The following is a 17,796-nucleotide window of genomic DNA, read 5'->3' as shown; positions in this document are numbered from 1 at the left end:
CCGGCACTCCGCCATCCCGTAGAGTGGACGGGTGACTTCCACCGCCGACGGTGCCCAGGCCGTACTCGAACCGGAGGTCGAGGACCGGACGAGGACTCGGCCGGACCACCCGTGGGTGACCATCGTGTTCAACGATCCGGTCAACCTCATGAGCTACGTCACCTATGTCTTCCAGAGCTACTTCGGCTATTCGCGGCTCAAGTCCGAGAAGCTCATGTACGAGGTCCACGAGGACGGCCGATCGGTCGTCGCGACCGGGACCCGCGAGGAGATGGAGCGCGACACCCAGGCGATGCACGGATTCGGCCTGTGGGCCGCCTGCCGCCCATCCGACCGGGGGAACGGCTGAGTGAAGATCACCCCCGGACCGCGCGGCACCGCCCGCCTCGACCTCAGCACCGCGGAGAGGAACCTCTTCGTCTCGGTGTTCTCCGACACCGCCGGCCTGCTCGGCGGCGGCGAGGACGACCGACAGGAGTCCGACGGGCTCACTGAGGCCGAGCAGCTCGCCCGTCTCGTCGGCATGGGCGAGGCGGTCGACCGTCCCACCGACCCGGCGCTGCTGCGCCTGCTGCCCGACGTCGACCCCGACGATCCGGAGCGCTCGGCGGAGTTCCGGCGGCTCACCGATTTCGATCTCCGGGAGTCGAAGCTCGCGAACCTCCGCACCGCGCTCCACTCCCTCGGCGCTTCCGGCCGCATCGTCCTCGACGACGCCGCCCAGCGCGCCTGGCTCACCGCCCTCACCGATGTGCGGCTCGTCGTCGCGAGCCGACTGGGCCTGGAGACCGACGCCGATCTCGACGAGCTCTACGCCCGCGAGGACGAGCTCCCCGACAGCGAAGCGATGCTCGTCACCGTCTACGACTTCCTCACCTGGGCGCAGGAGCGCCTCGCCGGGATCCTGCTCGACTCCCTCATCCCCACCGACGAAGAGGACCCCACATGAGGCTGATCGCGATCGGCACCTCGGGCTCGTTCCCCGGCCCCACCTCCGCCGCGAGCTGCTACCTTCTCGAGGCCGACGACGGCGGTCGCACCCACCGCATCCTCCTCGACCTCGGCAGCGGTGCGCTCGGCGCGCTCCAGGCGCACTGCTCACCGGCGCAGATCGACGCAGTCGTCCTCTCCCACCTCCACCCCGACCACTGCCTCGACGTCACCGGCCTCTACGTCCACCGGAGCTACGACCCCGACTTCTACTTCGACACCGGGGAGCCCGGGGGCGGCCGCGAGCGCGTCCCGGTGTGGGGTCCGGTCGGCACCGAGCGGCGCCTCACGGCGGCCTACCACACCGAACCGGGGCTGAGCCCCTGCGCGGAGCAGGCGCACGACACCGACCTGTCGACGATGTTCGAGTTCCACGACATCACACCCGGCGCATCGTTCTCGGTCGGTCCCTTCTCCATCGAGGCCTTCCTCGTCGACCACCCGGTCGAGGCCTATGCGCTGCGGGTGACCGGCCCGGGCGGCGGCGTGCTCACCTACTCGGGGGACTCCGACGCGTGCGAGGCGCTCGTCGCCGCCGCCCGCGAAGCCGACGTCTTCCTCTGTGAAGCGGCGTTCCAGGAGGACCGCGACACCGTGCGCGGCATCCACCTCACCGGACTGCGCGCCGGCCGCGTCGCCGCCGACGCCGGCGCCCGCTCCCTCGTCCTCACCCACATCCCGCCGTGGACCGATACCGGCACGGTGCGCACCGAGGCCGCCGGCGAGTTCGACGGCCCGATCGGCGTCGCCGCACCCGGCGCCTCCTGGACCATCGACCCCGCTCCGGCCGCAGGCCGCTGACCCCCGAGGAGACCCCATGACCCGCTTCGACGGACGCGCAGTCGACGAGCTGCGCGAGGTGACGATCACCCGCAACTGGCTCGATCACGCCGAGGGGAGCGTCCTCGTCGAGTTCGGCCGCACCCGCGTGCTGTGCGCAGCCTCGCTCACCGAGGGCGTGCCGCGCTGGCTCAAGGGGCAGGGGTCCGGCTGGGTGACCGCGGAGTACGCGATGCTCCCGCGGGCGACGAACACCCGCAATGCCCGCGAGTCGATCAAAGGGAAGGTCGGCGGCCGCACCCACGAGATCTCCCGGCTCATCGGCCGGGCCCTGCGCTCCGTGGTCGACATGAAGAAGCTCGGGGAGAACACGCTCCAGCTCGACTGCGACGTCCTCCAGGCCGACGGGGGCACCCGCACCGCCGCGATCACCGGCGCCTACGTCGCGCTCGCCGATGCGATCTCGACCGGACGGAGCCGCGGGTGGATCCCTGCGGCCGTCGACCCCCTCGTCGACTCCGTCGCAGCGGTGAGCGTCGGCATCGTGGACGGGACCGCCGTGCTCGACCTCCCGTACGAGGAGGACTCGACCGCCGAGACCGACATGAACGTCGTGATGACCGGCAGCGGGAGCTTCGTCGAGGTGCAGGGCACCGCCGAGGGAGCGCCCTTCGATCGCGGGGAGCTCGGCACGATGCTCGACCTCGCCGCCGTCGGCTGCGCCCGGCTGACCGAGATCCAGCGCGCTGCGCTCGCGTCCTCCACGGAGCGCTGATGATCGACACCGTCGTCCTCGCCACCCGCAATGCGGGCAAGCGCGCCGAGCTCGCGGCAATCCTCGAGTCCGCCGCAGGACGACCGGTGAGCGTGCGCGACGCAGCCGAGCTCGACCTGCCCGAGGTCGTCGAGACCGGGGTGACCTTCGAGGAGAACGCCCTGCTCAAGGCCCGCTCGGCCGCGGCCGCGAGCGGACTGCCGGCAATCGCCGACGACTCCGGGCTCGCCGTCGACGTGCTCGGCGGGGCCCCCGGGATCTTCTCCGCCCGCTGGTCCGGACGCCACGGGGACGATGCCGCGAACCTCCGCCTGCTCCTCGACCAGCTCGCCGACGTCCCCGACGAGCACCGCGGTGCGGCCTTCGTGTGCGCTGCGGCCTTCGTCGACCCCGACGGCACCGAGCTCGTGCGCCTCGGCCGGTTCGAGGGCGCGCTCGCCCGCGAGCCGCGCGGTGCGCACGGCTTCGGCTATGATCCGATCTTCGTGCCCGCCGGCGACGACCGGACCGCCGCCGAGCTCGCACCGGAGGAGAAGAACGCCCGGTCGCACCGCGCCCGCGCCCTCTCCGCTCTCGTCGCGGAGCTCCCGCTGCAGGGGAGCTGACCCCGGCGCCGTCCGTGTGGTCTCCATTACACTGACGGAGAGCATGCCGAGCCCGTGCGCGGCCGCGCGGGCGTCCCCGTGCCCGCCCGCCTCCGGGCCGACGACACGAGGAGAGCCATGGGACAGCACAGCGCCGGCGGCCCGGTCGCACCGGACCCCGCCACCACCCTCGCCGACCTGTCGGGCGAGGCGCTCGCCGCCGGGTACGCCGCCGGGGACTTCGACCCCGTCGAGGTCGTCGACGCGGTCGCCGAGCGCATCGCGGCCTGCGAGCCGACGATCAACGCCCTGTGGCACACCGATCTCGACACCGCCCGTGCGGCCGCGGCCGACGCCGGCCGGCGGTGGAGGTCGGGGGAGGCACGCGGGCCGCTCGACGGCGTGCCGGTGACGATCAAGGAGAACATCGCCCGGCGCGGGGTGCCGATGCCGTCGGGCCACGCCGCCGGCGACCCGGCACCGGCCGATCACGACGCGCCGATCACCGAACGGCTCACCGAGGCCGGTGCGCTCATCCTCGGATCGACGGTCATGCCCGACTGGGGCATGCTCTCCTCCGGGGTGTCGTCGCGCCACGGGATCACCCGGTCACCGCTCGATCCCGCGCTCACCACCGGCGGGTCGTCGTCAGGGGCCGGCGCGGCCGCTGCGGCGGGGTACGGTCCGATCCACATCGGCTCGGACATCGGCGGATCGATCCGGCTCCCCGGGACGTGGCTCGGGCTCGCCACCCTCAAGCCGAGCTTCGGGCGCGTCCCGCTCGACGCACCGTACCTCGGGCGCTGTGCGGGCCCGCTCGCCCGGACGGTCGACGACCTCCGCCGGGCGATGACGGTGATCGGCCGGCCCGACGACCGCGACTACTCCGAGCTGCCGCCCTACGAGGGGGACTACACCGCGTCGGGCTTCGATCCCGCCGGGCTGCGGATCGCCGTGCACACGACGGCCGGCTGCGGGATGGGCACCGATCCCGAGGTCGCCGCGGCGGTCGACGCCGCCGCCGAGCGGTTCGCCGCCGCCGGCGCGGAGGTCGAGCGGATCGAGCCCTTCATGGACGAGGGCCTCCTCTCCGACGTCGACCGCTTCTGGAGGGTGCGCTCCTGGGTCGACTACAGCGCCCTCGGCATCGAGGACCAGCGGCGCATCCTCCCCTATGTCGCCCGGTGGTGCACGGCCGGGGCGGACGTGGCCGGGTCCGAGGTGCTCCGCTGCTACCAGAGCATCCAGACGATGCGGCAGGTCACCGTGCGCGCGACCGCCGGGTTCGATCTCGTCCTGTCGCCGGTCGCCCCGGTCGCCGCGTTCCCCGCCGAGCGCCCCATGCCGTTCGACGATCCCGATCAGCCGATGGGGCACATCTCCTACACCGTGCCGTACAACATGTCCGAGCAGCCGGCCGCGAGCGTCAACGCCGGGTACACCGGCGACGGACGCACGATCGGACTGCAGATCGCCGGGCGCCGCTTCGACGACGCCGGGGTGCTCGCCGCGGCCGCCTGGTTCGAGGCGACGGCCCGGGTGCCCGCACCCGTGCGCACGGTGGGCTGAGCTCCCGCGCCCGGCAGGCGGGCCCAGCGGGCGCCGCGGACTCGGATCTGCCGGCCGTGGGGCCGGATACGCGAGACGGCGCCGACCGTGCGGTCGGCGCCGTCGGACGCGGCGGGCGGAGCTCGTCAGAAGAACTCGATCGAGACCGAATCCCCCTCGATGGTCACCGACCCGGAGACGCTGAGATCACCGCTGCCGGTCCAGGCTCCGCTGCCCTGGGTCTCGGAATCCATGGTGAACTCCATCTTGCCCACCGACGAGGTGAAGAAGGAGCCAGCCGAGAGGTCCGAGCTCATCGACGCGGAGACCCTGGGCTGCTTGGTGATGGTGTACTTCACCGTTCCGTCCACGCCGTCGTCGATCGCATTGACCCCGGTGCGCTGATCGGTCCCGCCGATCCCGAACGGGCAGCCCTCGGGCTCGAGATCCTTCTTCTTCGCGCACTCGTTGATCGCGTCCTCGACCGCCTTCTGCACGTCGGTCTGGAAGGCGTCGGTCGGCTCGACGGTGATGTTCATCGACGCCGGCTGGGGCTGCTCGGTGGGGGAGAAGCCCACGGTGACCTGGTCGGAGCCCGCCTGGACGTACTTGTTGTCCGGAGTGGCCACCGCATAGGTGCCCGGCATCACCGCGTACTCGGTGCGGCCGGCATCCTCGGCGACGAACTCCTGGTCGTTGATCGTCGCGCCCTCGATCTTGGGCAGCTCGATCGCGATGGTCTGGAGGACCGGACCGGTGAGCACCCAGTTGTCGAAGAACAGGCCCTGTCGCCCCTCCTTGTTCGCGTTGAGGGTGAGCTCGTGGGGCTGTCCGCCGAGCGTGTAGCTCGCCTGGATCGTCGCGGTGTCGCCGTTGATCGTCGTGTCCTCGACCCGGGCGTCGGCGATCTTCTCCTGCGAGTTCGCCGCGTACTTGGGGTCGAGGAGCATCTCGTTCGCGCCGTTCGGCACGGTGGGCGCCGCGATCTCGTTGGCCGCCGCTAAGTCCTGGTTCTCGAGCGCCGTGAGGTACTCCTGGGCCACGGTGTCCGGGCCGTACTGCGAGCGGTTGACCGAGTTCACCACGACCGCGCCGATGATGACGAGGAGGAGGACCACACCGACCGCCGCGAGCGACAGGATGAGCGGCATCTTCGACTTCTTCTTCCCCTGCTGCTGCGCCGGCGGGACGTAGCCCGGTGCCGGGGCGGGCTGCGGGGTCTGTCCGCCGGTGCTCATGGCCGGGCCCGAGGCGGAGTACGCCGGGGGAGGGGTGCCCTGCTGCGGTCCGGAGGCCGAATAGGCCGGCGGCGGGGTGCCCTGCAGCTGCCCGCCCCAGCCGCCGCCGGGGGCGTAGCCGGGCGGGGGCGGGACGTCGCCGGAGCCGCCTGCCGGGGGCTGCTGCCAGCCCTGCGGGCCGCGCGGATCGCCCGCGGAGCCGGGAGGGAGATTGCTGCCGGAGCTCATGGGGAATCGTTCCTCGTCGTCGATGGGTCGCACTGTGCGTACGGCACCAAAATTATCACGGAGGCCGATCCCCGGGTGTGTCGAACCGGCCACATGCGATGGCGGATCGGGCATCATGGCACGGGTGGAGAGATCAGCGGACACCCCCCGGCGGGCTCGGGGGATCGGGCGGCACCCGGCCGTCATCGGAGCCGCCGAGGGAGCACGCGCACTCCTCGTCCTCGTCCCCGCAGCCCTCGCCCTGTCCACCCTCGCGTGGTTCATCGGGATCGCCGAGCAGCGTCCGCTCTCGGCCATCACCGCCTGGGCGGCCACCGGACTCGGGGTGGTCCACGGCCTCGGCGGACGCACCGAGACCCATGTCCATCTGCTGCCGCCGACCGCGCTCACCCTCGCGGTCTGGCTCCTCGTCCACCACGCCGCCCGCCGCACCCGGCACGCGCTCGACGTCGACGCCGCGCTCGGCGCTCCGGCGGCGACGGGTGCCGCCCGTCCGCGGAACGTCGCCAGAATCGCTCTCGGCGGGGTCCTCGGGCTCGGGATCCTCGTCCCCGCCCTCGTCCTCGGCGACATCGCCCCCGGGGTCCTCGGACTCCTCCGGACCGTGCTCGTCCTCTGGACGGCGATCGGCGTCGGCCTCGGTCGGCACGCGATCGCCGACGCCGTGCGCGACGGGATGAGGAGCGCGGGCGGACCCCGGTGGGAGGCCGCCCTCGGCTCGGGCCATGCGGCGTTCCGTCGCGCGGGCCTCGGACTGCTCATCGTCGGCGCCCTCGCCGTCCTGGCCGCTCTCGCATTCGGGTGGGACCGCGCCGCCGCCGTGGTCGGCCTCTATTCGGACCCGACCGCCGCGGGGATCGGGCTCGCCGTCGTCCAGCTCCTGTTCGCCCCGACGGTGCTCGTGCTCGGGCTGTCCTGGGTGTCCGGAGCCGGGATCATGCTCGCGGACGGGGCGCTCGCCTCGCCATTCACCGCGGTCGAGGTGCCGCTCCCCGGCTTCCCCCTCCTCGCCGTCGTGCCCCAGGACCCGCCGGCCTGGGCGGTCGTCGCGCCGCTCGCCGTCCTCCTCTGCGGCCTCGTCGCCGTGATCGGCAGGCCCGCCTGGCACGTCACCGACCTGCGCGCGGTCCTCGTCCTCGTCGTGGAGATCGCCGTCTGCGCGCTTCTCGTCGGACTGTTCGCCACCGGTGCGATCGGCCCCGGCGGACTCGCGGAATTCGGCGTCCGCCCGCTGCTCCTCGCCGGCGCGCTCGCGGCGGGGACGGGGTGCGGCGCGCTCATCGGCTGGGGGATGCTGCAGCTCGCCGGACGCCCCGAGCCGGACGACCGTTCCTGACGGCGCGACCTGGCCGCCGGCTCAGCGGAGTTCGGGGATCAGCCGGGGAACGGCTGACCGGTCATCTCCTCGAACCACGAGGACAGCCCGGTGTTGTACTCGGTGGTGCAGCCCACCGTCGCCTGCTGGGTGATCGCCTCGCGGAGGCACGACTCGTACTCCGCCTGGACCGGCCAGATGGCGAGCGTCCCGAGGGTCGAGAGCAGCATGTAGAGGCAGCTGAGCGCGGCGAGCACGCCGAGGAGGATCCAGTTGCCCTTCTGCTTCGTGCGCGCTCCGGCGATGAAGTACCGCACGACCCAGACGAGAGCCGCGATCGCGAGCACCCCGGCCGCCATCCGGTAGGGGAGCGGGAGCGTCGTGGCGAGCAGCGCACCGCCGAACAGCAGCGCGAGGATCGTGCCCTCGCGGTTGCGGGCGGCCGCCCGGCGCGCGGTCTCCTCGTCGGTCGCGGTCGAGTCGGTGCGGGGTTCCTGGTCCACGGGGCTCACCCGATCAGTCTGGCATAGAATGGCGGGGTGCGCTGTGTTCTCCTCGCCTCCGGATCCGGCAGCCTGACCCAGGCCGTGCTCGACGCGTTCGTCGTCCGCGATCCCGCTGCGGACCCCGGCGCGCACGATTCGCACGCCGCCCGGCGGAGCGTCGAGATCGTCGCCGTCGGCTCCGACACCCCCGCCGCAGGAGTGCTCGACCGGGCGCGCGCCGCCGGCGTCGAGACCTTCGTCGTCGCCCCGCGCGAGCACCCCGACCGCGCAGCGTGGAACAGCGCGCTCACCGCCGCCGTCGCCGCCTTCGAGCCCGATTGGGTGGTCTCGGCGGGATTCATGCGCATCCTCGGCCCGGAGTTCGTCGCCCGCTACTCCCAGCGCATCATCAACACCCACCCCGCGCTCCTCCCGTCGTTCCCCGGAGCGCACGGCGTCCGCGACGCCCTCGCGCACGGGGTCAAGGTCACCGGGGCGACGATCCACCTCGTCGACGAGGGGGTGGACACCGGGCCGATCATCGCCCAGTTCCCTCTCGCGGTGCACGACGAGGACACCGAGGACACGCTGCACGAGCGGATCCGCGCCGTCGAGCGCACCGCCATCGTCGACCTGCTCGCCTTCCTCGCCGAACACCCCCTGCACATCGCCGACCGCCGCGTCACCGGCTACCTGCCGACCGCTGCGGCCGGGAGCTGAACCGCACCGAACGAAGGAGAACCAGTGGAAGCCGTACGGCCCATCCGTCGCGCGCTCATCAGCGTCTACGACAAGACCGGACTCACCGAACTCGCCACCGGGCTGGCCGCAGCCGGGGTGACGATCGTGTCGACCGGCTCGACCGCCGCGCGGATCGCCGAGGCCGGGGTCGACGTCACCCCGGTCGAGGAGCTCACCGGCTTCCCCGAATGCCTCGAGGGCCGCGTCAAGACCCTCCATCCCCGGGTCCACGCCGGCATCCTCGCCGACACCCGGAAGCCCGACCACGTCGCGCAGCTCGCCGACCTCGGCGTCGAGGCGTTCGACCTCGTCGTCGTCAACCTCTACCCGTTCAGCGAGACCGTCGCCTCGGGCGCCGGATTCGACGACTGCGTCGAGCAGATCGACATCGGCGGACCCTCGATGGTGCGCGCAGCGGCGAAGAACCACCCGAGCGTCGCCGTCGTCACCGATCCGAGCCGCTACGCCGAGGTCGTCGAAGCGGCCTCCGGCCGGGGATTCGACCTCGCCGCGCGGCGCCGGCTGGCGCAGACCGCCTTCGAGCACACCGCCGCCTACGACGTCGCCGTCGCGACGTGGTTCGGCGAGCAGGATGCGGCCGCGCAGGAGGCCTCCGCCGGCGCCGAGCACGATTCCGCAGCAGGGCAGCCCGGGTTCTTCGGTCTCGCCGTGGAGAAGGCCGCGGACCTGCGCTACGGGGAGAACCCGCACCAGTCGGCGGCCGTGTACGCCGCGCCCGGCGCCGGGGGCATCGCCAACGCCCGGCAGCTCGGCGGCAAGGAGATGTCCTACAACAACTACCAGGACACCGACGCCGCGATCCGGGCCGCCTACGACTTCGCGGAGCCGGCGGTCGCGATCATCAAGCACGCCAACCCGTGCGGCATCGCCACCGGGGACACCGTCGCCGAGGCGCATCGCAAGGCCCACGAGTGCGACCCGGTGTCCGCCTACGGAGGCGTCATCGCCGTCAACCGCGAGGTCACCGTCGAGCTCGCGGAGTCGATCTCCCCGATCTTCACCGAGGTCGTCGCCGCACCGGCGTTCGCTCCCGAGGCGCTCGAGGTGCTCCGGCGCAAGAAGAACCTCCGTCTCCTCGAGCTCGGGGAGCCGGCCGCCCCGGAGACCGAGTACCGCCAGATCTCCGGCGGTCTGCTCGTCCAGGACCGCGACGTGTTCCAGGCCGCCGGGGACGCACCGGAGAACTGGACCCTGGCCGCCGGCCGGGCCGCCGACGAGCGGACCCTCGCCGACCTCGCGTTCGCCTGGCGCGCCTGCCGGGCGGTGAAGTCGAACGCGATCCTGCTCGCCCGGGACTCCGCCGCCGTCGGCGTGGGAATGGGACAGGTCAACCGGGTCGACTCCGCGCACCTCGCCGTCGAGCGGGCCGGCGAGGAGCGCGCACGCGGTGCGGTCGCGGCCTCCGATGCGTTCTTCCCGTTCGCCGACGGGCTCGAGGTGCTCATCCGCGCCGGCGTCACCGCCGTCGTGCAGCCGGGCGGCTCGATCCGCGACGAGGAGGTCGTCGCGGCCGCCGAAGCGGCCGGCCTGACGATGTACTTCACGGGTACCCGACATTTCTTCCACTGATCCGCAGTCCGCACCACCCGCCCCCGGCCGTCCGGCCGGGGGCCGGGTCGTCGGCGGCGCGGACCGCCGCCCGCGCGGACGGCACGCCGCCGGGCGCGCCCGCCCGGACCTGCGGCGCACCTCCAAGGGGCGCAACCCGATCTCCAAGCGGTGGATCTACTGGAAGCGCCGGTACTCCAACCCCACGAGGCGGGATTGGCTCCTCCTCGTGTGCCTGCTGTGGATCCTCGCGTCGGCGGCGCTCGCCGTGATCGACTTCCGGCTCGGCGGGATCGCGCTCGCCGCGTGCCCGCTGGCGCTCGCCGTGCTCCGCGCGCTGCCCTCCCCGTGGGGCGACATCTGGGTCAACCGCGCACGCGGCACCGACATGCTCACCATGGTGTTCGTCTCGGCGCTGCTCCTCACCCTGAGTCTGACCGTGCCCGGCGGCTGAACCCCTCACCCGGCGGCTGAGGCCGTGCCCGGCGGCTGAGGAGGGCTCACCGCCCGTGCCGAGATGCGGGCACAGGTCCCGAACGTCTGCCGTTTACACCGCCGGGTGGCGATGTCAGGATGGGAGCAGGGACGGGACCAGCCCGTCCGATCCCACTGTGAAGGAGAAACCCATGAGCTTCGGAGATCTCGGCAACAAGGCCCAGGACGCCCTCAACAGCGAGAAGGGCGAGCAGGTCAGCGATCAGGGCCTCGACAAGGCGCAGGACGCCGCCTCGGGCGTCGGCGGCGGCAAGTTCGACGACCAGGTCCAGCAGGGCCGCGACGCCGCGGACCAGCGGGTCGGCGACGACGGCGCCGGCGAGAAATGATCCCGAAACGCTGAGATGCGCCCGTGAGCGCGACGCGGGGCCGACACCGGACGGTGTCGGCCCCGCATGCTGTCCGGGCTCAGTCGAGCTTCTCGACCGGGGCGTAGCGCATGAGGAGCCGCTTGGTCCCCTCCGAGCCGAAGTCCACCGTCGCGACGGTCTTATCGCCGGCCCCGGCGACCTCGGTCACCGTGCCGAGGCCGAACGCATCGTGGGACACCCGATCGCCCGGCTCCACCTGCGGGACCTCCCGATTGGGCCGGATGCGATTGGGGAACCCGCCCGGCGAGGTGCCGGCGCGCGCACCGCCCGGCCGTCCGCCGCGGCCGGAGCTCCCGGCCCGGGAGCCGGGGCTCCATGCAGAGCCGAACGCCCGGTCCGCTGGCCCGCCGGAGCTCAGCGTGCCGGTGCTCTCCCAGTCGACGAGTCCCTCTCCGAGCTCGCTGAGGAACCGGCTGGGAGGGTTGTACGCGGGCTGGCCCCACATGCTGCGGGTCTCCGCGCGGGAGAGGAACAGCTTCTTCCGGGCCCGGGTGAGGCCGACATAGGCGAGCCGCCGCTCCTCGGCGAGCTCCGTGCTCGAGCTGAACGAGCGCTGGTGGGGGAAGGTGCCGTCCTCGAGGCCGGTGAGGAACACGACGGGGAACTCGAGCCCCTTGGCGGTGTGGAGCGTCATGAGGGTGACCTCGCCGACGTCCTGGTCGGGGATCTGGTCGGCGTCGGAGGACAGTGACACCTGTTCGAGGAACTCGTCGAGGGTGCCGGTCTCGTGCGTCCGTCCGAAGTCCTCGGCGACCGCGACGAGCTCGGCGAGGTTGTCGACGCGCGATTCGTCCTGCGGATCCGTGCTCGCGTGGAGCTCGGCGAGGTAGCCGGTCTGCTCGAGGACCGATTCGAGGATGCGGGACACCGGGGCGCCCTCGGCGGTGGTCCGGAGGTCGGCGAGCAGCGTGCGGAAGCGGGCGATCGGCCCGAGCGAGCGGCTCGACAGGCCGGGTGCCTCTTCGGCGCGGTCGAGCGCGGCGGCGAAGCTGATCCGCTCCCGCTCCGCGAGCGCCCCGATGAAGGCCTCGGTCCGGTCGCCGATCGACCGCTTGGGGACGTTGAGGATCCGGCGCAGGTTGACGTCGTCGTCCGGGTTCGCGATGACTCGGAGGTAGGCGAGGGCGTCCTTGATCTCCTTGCGCTCGTAGAACCGCGTGCCGCCGACGACCTTGTACGGCATGCCCGCCCGCATGAGGGCGTCCTCGATCGCGCGGGACTGGGCGTTCGTCCGGTAGAACACCGCGAAGTCGCCGTAGGTCAGGCCGCTCTCGTCCATGAGCGCGTCGATCTTCTCGGTGATGAAGCGGGCCTCGGCCTGCTCCGATTCCGCGACCCAGCCGGTCACCGGCTCCCCGGGACCGGCGTCGGTCCACAGGCGCTTGTCCTTGCGATCGTCGTTGTGGGAGATCACCGCATTGGCCGCGGTGAGGATGTTCTGGGTCGACCGGTAGTTCTGCTCGAGGAGGATGACCCGGGCCTGCGGGAAGTCCTCCTCGAACTCGACGATGTTGCGCACCGTGGCGCCGCGGAAGGCGTAGATCGACTGATCCGCGTCGCCGACCACGGTGAGTTCGGCGGTGGGAGCGGGGAGGTCAGCCCCGGCGAGCGCCCGGATGAGCCGGTACTGCGCCGGATTGGTGTCCTGGTACTCGTCGACGAGGATGTGGGCGAACCGGGCCCGGTAGTTCGCCGCGATGTCGTCGAACGCGTCGAGCAGGTGCACCGTCTCCATGATGAGGTCGTCGAAGTCGAAGGCGTTCGCCAGCCGCAGGCGCTCCGAGTAGCGCCGGTAGACCTCCGCGAGCGCCTGCTCCGACGGGTTGTTCTCCTGTGCCCGGGAGCTGAAGTCGTCCGCGGTGAGGAGGTCGTTCTTGAGATTGGAGATCCGGTGCTGGAGCGAGCGCGGGGTGAACTTCTTCGAATCGAGTCCGGCCTCGCGCACGCACTGGGTGACGAGGCGCAGCGAGTCCTGGGAGTCGTAGATCGTGAAGTTCGACTTCATCCCCAGGGCCTTCGCCTCGCGGCGGAGGATCCGCACGCACGCGGAGTGGAAGGTCGAGATCCACATGCTGCGGGCGGGCGGTCCGACGAGTTCGGTGATCCGCTCGACCATCTCCCGGGCGGCCTTGTTCGTGAAGGTGATGGCGAGCACCTGACCGGGGTGGGCGCGCCCGGTCCGCAGGGCGTGGGCGATGCGGCGGGTGAGCACCGTGGTCTTGCCCGAACCTGCGCCGGCGACGATGAGGAGCGGGGATCCGCTGTGCTCGACCGCGGCGATCTGCTGGGCGTTGAGCCCCTCGAGGAGCGCGCTCGCCGAGGCCCCCGGCCCGGGGCCGGTGCCGCTGCGGGCGGGTGCCGATGCGGTCGCCGCGGTGTCTGCTGCGCGATCCGCGGCGGGATCGCGGCGGGTGGGCGGCTCGTTGAGGAATTCGAAGGGTGAGGTCATGGTGACACGCAATCTACCTGGAGGTGCGGACGCGCCGGTCCGGGGCGTCCGGTCCGGGACGGGAAGCGGTCCGGCCGGCGACCGCAGGAGCGGTCGCCGGCCGGGGTGCGGGTCCGAAGACCCGGCGGGGTCGTCGAGGTCGGGCGCCGATCAGACGAAGACGGCGACGAGGACCGCGAGCACGGCCGCGCCGAAGGTCAGGTGGGCCATCGTCGCGGACGAGTGGGCGACCGGGGCGCTCGGCGCGGTGTCCCCGGCGTAGCCGTCCGCGCGCGCGGCGGCGGACGCGGCGGTGCCCGCCCTCTTCTCCTGGCGGCGGCCGAGGAAGGCGAAGACCGCGACGAGGATCGCGAGCAGGAGCTTGATGCCGATCTTCATGTGGTTGACCTCGACGCCCTCGGTGAACTCGAGGACGGTGACGAGCAGCAGCCCGGTGGCGAGCTGGAGGTAGGCTCCGTGGAGCATTCCGGCGACCACGCGCGGGGCGCGCATGTTGGCGAAATAGGCGCCGATGATGATCGCCATGCCGAGGAGGTGGATGAAGACGAGGACGTCGCGGAGAATTTCCATAGGTTCCACCTTAGTGGCAAGATTGGGGCGTGCCGGCACGGGGTCGCAGCCGTGTCGATCCGCCCTGGTGTAATGGCAGCACGCCGGCCTTTGGAGCCGTGCAGTCTAGGTTCGAGTCCTAGGGGCGGAGCGACGCCCCGGCAGCCCGCGCGGCCCGATTCCCGCAGCAGAGGAGTTCACCCCCATGACCCAGCACCGACCCGCAGCGGTCATCGTCCTCGCCGCCGGCGAGGGGACCCGGATGAAGTCGGTCACCCCCAAGGTGATCCACCCGATCGGCGGGCGCTCGCTGCTCCACCACGCGATCAGCGCCGCCGCAGGCACCGCCCCGGAGCACCTCGTCGTCGTCCTCCGGCACGCGCGCGAGCAGGTCGCCGAGCACGTCTCCGGCATCGCCGAGGTCATCGACCGCACGGTCCTCGTCGCGGACCAGGACGACATCCCGGGCACCGGGCGGGCCACCGAGTGCGCGCTCACCCAGCTGCCCGACGACCTCACCGGCACCGTCGTGGTGACCTACGGCGACGTGCCGCTCCTCACCGCCCACACGCTGAGCACGCTCGTCGAGTACCACGAGTCCCAGCAGGACGCCGTCACCGTGCTGTCGGCCCAGGTCGCCCGCCCGCGCGGGTACGGCCGGATCGTGCGCGACGCGGCCGGCGACCTCGAGCGGATCGTCGAGGAGAAGGACGCCGACGAGCACCAGAAGCGGATCACCGAGATCAACTCCGGGATCTACGCCTTCGACGCCGCCGTGCTCCGCGAATCCCTCGCACAGGTCGGCACCGACAACGCGCAGGGGGAGAAGTACCTCACCGACGTCATCCAGATCGCGCGCGCCACCGGTGCCCGCGTCGCCGCGCTCACCACCGAGGACGTGTGGCAGGTCGAGGGTGCGAACGACCGCGTGCAGCTCGCGCAGCTCGGCAAGGAGCTCAACCGCCGCATCGTCGAGGACTGGATGCGCGCCGGCGTCACGGTGGTCGATCCGGACACGACGTGGATCGACTCCGACGTCACCCTGCAGCCCGATGTCACCCTCCTGCCCGGGGTCCAGCTCCACGGCGCCTGCGACATCGCCGCGCACGCGGTGATCGGGCCGGACACCACCCTCACCGACACCGAGGTGGGGGAGGGGGCCCAGATCGTGCGCACCCACGGCCAGCTCGCGGTCGTCGGCGCCGGTGCGTCGGTGGGGCCGTTCGCCTACCTCCGCCCGGGCACCGAGCTCGGGGCCGAGGGCAAGATCGGCACGTTCGTCGAGACGAAGAACGCGCGGATCGGCACCGGCTCGAAGGTCCCGCACCTGAGCTACGTCGGCGACGCCACGATCGGGGAGTACTCGAACATCGGGGCCTCGTCGGTGTTCGTCAACTACGACGGCGTGGAGAAGCACCACACGACGGTGGGGTCCTATGTCCGCACCGGCTCGGACACGATGTTCGTCGCCCCCGTCACCGTGGGCGACGGCGCCTACTCGGGGGCCGGGACGGTGATCCGGAAGGACGTTCCCCCGGGTGCGCTCGCGATGACCGTGGCGCCACAGCGTAATGTTGAGAACTGGGTCGTCGAACAGCGACCGGGCACACCCGCAGCGCAGGCGGCCGCGCAGGCGCAGAAGGAGTCGGAGTAAGTGAACTCGATCACCACAGCCGGGGAGAAGAAGCTCGTCCTCGTCACCGGCCGGGCCAACATGGAGCTCGCCGAGCAGGTCGCGGAGTGCCTGGGCACCGAGCTGCTGCCCACCGACGTCTACAACTTCGCCAACGGCGAGATCTACGTGCGGTTCTCCGAGTCCGTGCGCGGCACCGACGTGTTCGTCATGCAGTCGCACTGCTCGCCGATCAACGACTGGCTCATGGAGCAGCTCCTCATGGTCGACGCGCTCAAGCGCGCCTCGGCCAAGCGGATCACCGTCATCGCCCCGTTCTTCCCGTACGCCCGGCAGGACAAGAAGCACCGCGGCCGCGAGCCGATCTCGGCGCGCCTCGTCGCCGACATGTACAAGACCGCCGGCGCCGACCGCATCATCACCGTCGACCTCCACACCGCGCAGATCCAGGGCTTCTTCGACGGCCCGGTCGATCACCTCGTCGCGCTGCCGATCCTCGCCGACTACGTCAAGGAGAACCACCCCGGTGAGCTCGCGGTGGTCTCCCCGGATGCCGGCCGGATCAAGGTCGCCGAGAACTGGTCGGCCAGCCTCGGCGGGGTCCCGCTCGCCTTCATCCACAAGACCCGGGACATCTCGCGGCCGAACTCGACCAAGGCCAACCGCGTGGTGGGCGAGGTCGAGGGCCGGACCGCGGTGCTCGTCGACGACATGATCGACACCGGCGGCACGATCGTCCAGGCCGCCGACGCCTGCATGGAGGCCGGTGCGACCGGCGTCGTCATCGTGTCGACGCACGCGGTGTTCTCCGGCCCTGCCGTCGAACGGCTGCGCGACTCGGTGGCCAAGGAGGTCATCGTGACGAACACCCTGCCGCTCTCCGAAGACATGAAGTTCGACAAGCTCACCGTGCTCTCGATCGCCCCGCTGCTCGCGCGGGCGGTGCACGAGGTGTTCGAGGACGGCTCGGTCACCAGCCTGTTCAATCTCTGAGCGGCACCCGCTCGCTCCCGCGGTGCCCGTCGACACCGGTCGGCGGGCGCCGCGGGCGTTCCTCCGGGCGGGGGCGGATTGGCGACCCGGGCCGCGGGCGCCTATGCTTGTCTGGTTGCCTCGGCGAGGGAGGCCGGTGTCCCGGCACTCCGTTATCGACGCGGTCTTCACGTGCACGGCTCCGGGAGTCGGCACCACGAGGATTGTTCGCCGTGGTGTCCACACCACCGAGAAGGAGCTTCACATGGCAGTCGACGCCAAACTCATCGCAGAGCGCCGCACCGAGTTCGGCAAGGGCGCAGCCCGCCGGATCCGCCGCGCCGATCGTATCCCCGCCGTCCTCTACGGCCATGGCCAGGACCCCATCCACCTCACCCTCGAGGGCCACGCCACGATGATGGCGCTCAAGACCTCGAACGCGCTGCTCGAGATCGAGAACCCCGATGCGACGAAGAACGAGCTCGCGATCGCCCGTGAGGTCCAGGTCCACCCCGTGACCCGCATCATCGAGCACGTCGATCTCATCATCGTCAAGCGCGGCGAGAAGATCGAGGTCGACGTCCCGGTCCACGTCGAGGGCGAGGCCGCACCCGGCACCATCGTGTCGGTCGACAACCAGACCCTCCTCGTGCTCGCCGAGGCGACGCACATCCCCGAGTACTTCGAGGTCTCCGTCGAGGGCCGCGATGTCGGCGAGCACATCTTCGCCGCCGACGTCACCCTGCCGCAGGGCACCGAGCTCGTCGCCGATCCCGAGATGCTCGTCGTCAACATCTCCGCCGAACTCTCCGAGGAGCAGCTCGAGGCCGAGCTCGAGTCCGAGGCCGTCGACGAGGAGGTCGCCGCTTCGACCGGTGCCGAGCCGAGCGAGGATGCCGAGGACGAGGGCGACTCCGAGGGCGAGGGCGAAGGCGACGAGGAGAAGTCCGAGGACTGATCCGCGCACCGCGCCGCATCCCGCAGGGGCGCCGATCCGGAAGGGTCGGCGCCCCTGCGGCGTTCTGGCGGCCGGTACAGTGGATCCGGCGCAGGACGCCGTGAGCGACGAAGGGG

18 protein-coding genes and 1 tRNA gene are annotated in these 17,796 nt (G+C 71.8%); 15 read left to right on the top strand and 4 right to left on the bottom strand.

All coding sequences use genetic code 11. The features are described from left to right. The first annotated feature begins 31 nt into the window (after positions 1 to 31). The 6 genes from clpS to C1A17_RS05285 all read left to right on the top strand — a co-directional run bounded on the left by clpS (position 32) and on the right by C1A17_RS05285 (position 4,698). Positions 32 to 349, top strand: coding sequence for an ATP-dependent Clp protease adapter ClpS (gene clpS, locus C1A17_RS05310; RefSeq protein WP_101651400.1), 318 nt, complete (start codon positions 32 to 34; stop codon positions 347 to 349). Continuing rightward, the gene (locus C1A17_RS05305; RefSeq protein WP_101651398.1) at positions 350 to 949 is read left to right on the top strand and encodes a DUF2017 family protein; all 600 of its coding nucleotides are present in this window, start codon (positions 350 to 352) and stop codon (positions 947 to 949) included. After that, entirely contained in the window at positions 946 to 1,791 is an 846-nt protein-coding gene (locus C1A17_RS05300; RefSeq protein WP_101651396.1) for an MBL fold metallo-hydrolase, read from the top strand. The genes C1A17_RS05305 and C1A17_RS05300 overlap by 4 nt, the downstream gene beginning before the upstream one ends. Before the next feature lie 16 nt (positions 1,792 to 1,807). Beyond that, a complete protein-coding gene (rph, locus tag C1A17_RS05295) occupies positions 1,808 to 2,545 on the top strand; it encodes a ribonuclease PH (RefSeq protein ID WP_101651395.1) in 738 nt (245 codons plus the stop codon). Continuing rightward, complete coding sequence (gene rdgB, locus C1A17_RS05290; RefSeq protein ID WP_146000584.1) at positions 2,545 to 3,150, top strand: RdgB/HAM1 family non-canonical purine NTP pyrophosphatase; 606 nt, start codon at positions 2,545 to 2,547, stop codon at positions 3,148 to 3,150. The genes rph and rdgB overlap by 1 nt, the downstream gene beginning before the upstream one ends. Positions 3,151 to 3,267: 117 nt before the next feature. Continuing rightward, the gene (locus C1A17_RS05285) at positions 3,268 to 4,698 is read left to right on the top strand and encodes an amidase (RefSeq protein ID WP_101651393.1); all 1,431 of its coding nucleotides are present in this window, start codon (positions 3,268 to 3,270) and stop codon (positions 4,696 to 4,698) included. 125 nt (positions 4,699 to 4,823) lie between these two features. On the opposite strand, the gene C1A17_RS05280 is transcribed toward C1A17_RS05285, so the two are convergent. Then, entirely contained in the window at positions 4,824 to 6,143 is a 1,320-nt protein-coding gene (locus C1A17_RS05280; protein WP_101651391.1) for a zinc ribbon domain-containing protein, read from the bottom strand. A gap of 124 nt (positions 6,144 to 6,267) precedes the next feature. On the opposite strand from C1A17_RS05280, the gene C1A17_RS05275 reads away from it, so the two are divergent. Further along, the gene (locus tag C1A17_RS05275) at positions 6,268 to 7,479 is read left to right on the top strand and encodes a cell division protein PerM (RefSeq protein ID WP_180953219.1); all 1,212 of its coding nucleotides are present in this window, start codon (positions 6,268 to 6,270) and stop codon (positions 7,477 to 7,479) included. 38 nt (positions 7,480 to 7,517) lie between these two features. Here the strand turns inward: C1A17_RS05275 and C1A17_RS05270 are convergent, their stop codons facing one another. Beyond that, on the bottom strand, positions 7,518 to 7,970 hold the full coding sequence (locus C1A17_RS05270; RefSeq protein ID WP_245873455.1) for a hypothetical protein: 453 nt from the start codon (positions 7,968 to 7,970) through the stop codon (positions 7,518 to 7,520). Positions 7,971 to 7,997: 27 nt separating this feature from the next. Here C1A17_RS05270 and purN point away from each other — a divergent pair, with 27 nt between their 5' ends. The 4 genes from purN (at position 7,998) to C1A17_RS05250 (ending at position 11,077) form a co-directional block, all read left to right on the top strand. Beyond that, the gene (gene purN, locus C1A17_RS05265; RefSeq protein ID WP_101651385.1) at positions 7,998 to 8,663 is read left to right on the top strand and encodes a phosphoribosylglycinamide formyltransferase; all 666 of its coding nucleotides are present in this window, start codon (positions 7,998 to 8,000) and stop codon (positions 8,661 to 8,663) included. Between the two features lie 24 nt (positions 8,664 to 8,687). After that, positions 8,688 to 10,274 (top strand): bifunctional phosphoribosylaminoimidazolecarboxamide formyltransferase/IMP cyclohydrolase, encoded by a 1,587-nt coding sequence (gene purH, locus C1A17_RS05260; RefSeq protein ID WP_101651383.1) that lies wholly within the window; start codon positions 8,688 to 8,690, stop codon positions 10,272 to 10,274. Positions 10,275 to 10,482: 208 nt separating this feature from the next. Then, complete coding sequence (locus tag C1A17_RS05255; RefSeq protein ID WP_245873453.1) at positions 10,483 to 10,707, top strand: hypothetical protein; 225 nt, start codon at positions 10,483 to 10,485, stop codon at positions 10,705 to 10,707. Positions 10,708 to 10,879: 172 nt separating this feature from the next. Next, a complete protein-coding gene (locus C1A17_RS05250; protein WP_101651380.1) occupies positions 10,880 to 11,077 on the top strand; it encodes an antitoxin in 198 nt (65 codons plus the stop codon). 79 nt (positions 11,078 to 11,156) lie between these two features. Here C1A17_RS05250 and pcrA read toward each other — a convergent pair whose 3' ends face one another. Together pcrA and C1A17_RS05240 are read right to left on the bottom strand one after the other, a co-directional pair. Further along, positions 11,157 to 13,568, bottom strand: a complete 2,412-nt coding sequence (gene pcrA / locus C1A17_RS05245; RefSeq protein ID WP_101651379.1) for a DNA helicase PcrA — start codon at positions 13,566 to 13,568, stop codon at positions 11,157 to 11,159. A gap of 150 nt (positions 13,569 to 13,718) precedes the next feature. After that, a complete protein-coding gene (locus tag C1A17_RS05240) occupies positions 13,719 to 14,138 on the bottom strand; it encodes a hypothetical protein (RefSeq protein WP_101651377.1) in 420 nt (139 codons plus the stop codon). A gap of 58 nt (positions 14,139 to 14,196) precedes the next feature. Between C1A17_RS05240 and C1A17_RS05235 the strand changes: the two genes are divergently transcribed. The 4 genes from C1A17_RS05235 to C1A17_RS05220 all read left to right on the top strand — a co-directional run bounded on the left by C1A17_RS05235 (position 14,197) and on the right by C1A17_RS05220 (position 17,680). Continuing rightward, positions 14,197 to 14,268 (top strand) — tRNA-Gln (locus C1A17_RS05235). Between the two features lie 54 nt (positions 14,269 to 14,322). Next, positions 14,323 to 15,771, top strand: a complete 1,449-nt coding sequence (glmU, locus tag C1A17_RS05230; protein ID WP_101651376.1) for a bifunctional UDP-N-acetylglucosamine diphosphorylase/glucosamine-1-phosphate N-acetyltransferase GlmU — start codon at positions 14,323 to 14,325, stop codon at positions 15,769 to 15,771. Further along, the gene (locus C1A17_RS05225) at positions 15,772 to 16,743 is read left to right on the top strand and encodes a ribose-phosphate diphosphokinase (protein WP_101651375.1); all 972 of its coding nucleotides are present in this window, start codon (positions 15,772 to 15,774) and stop codon (positions 16,741 to 16,743) included. A 244-nt stretch (positions 16,744 to 16,987) separates the two neighbouring features. Further along, positions 16,988 to 17,680: a 50S ribosomal protein L25/general stress protein Ctc gene (locus C1A17_RS05220; protein WP_101651374.1), complete on the top strand. Its 693-nt coding sequence runs from the start codon at positions 16,988 to 16,990 to the stop codon at positions 17,678 to 17,680. Positions 17,681 to 17,796 lie beyond the last annotated feature (116 nt).

Source organism: Brevibacterium ihuae (assembly GCF_900184225.1).
GTDB lineage: Bacteria > Actinomycetota > Actinomycetes > Actinomycetales > Brevibacteriaceae > Brevibacterium > Brevibacterium ihuae.
This window is presented reverse-complemented; position numbering and strand designations above follow the sequence as displayed.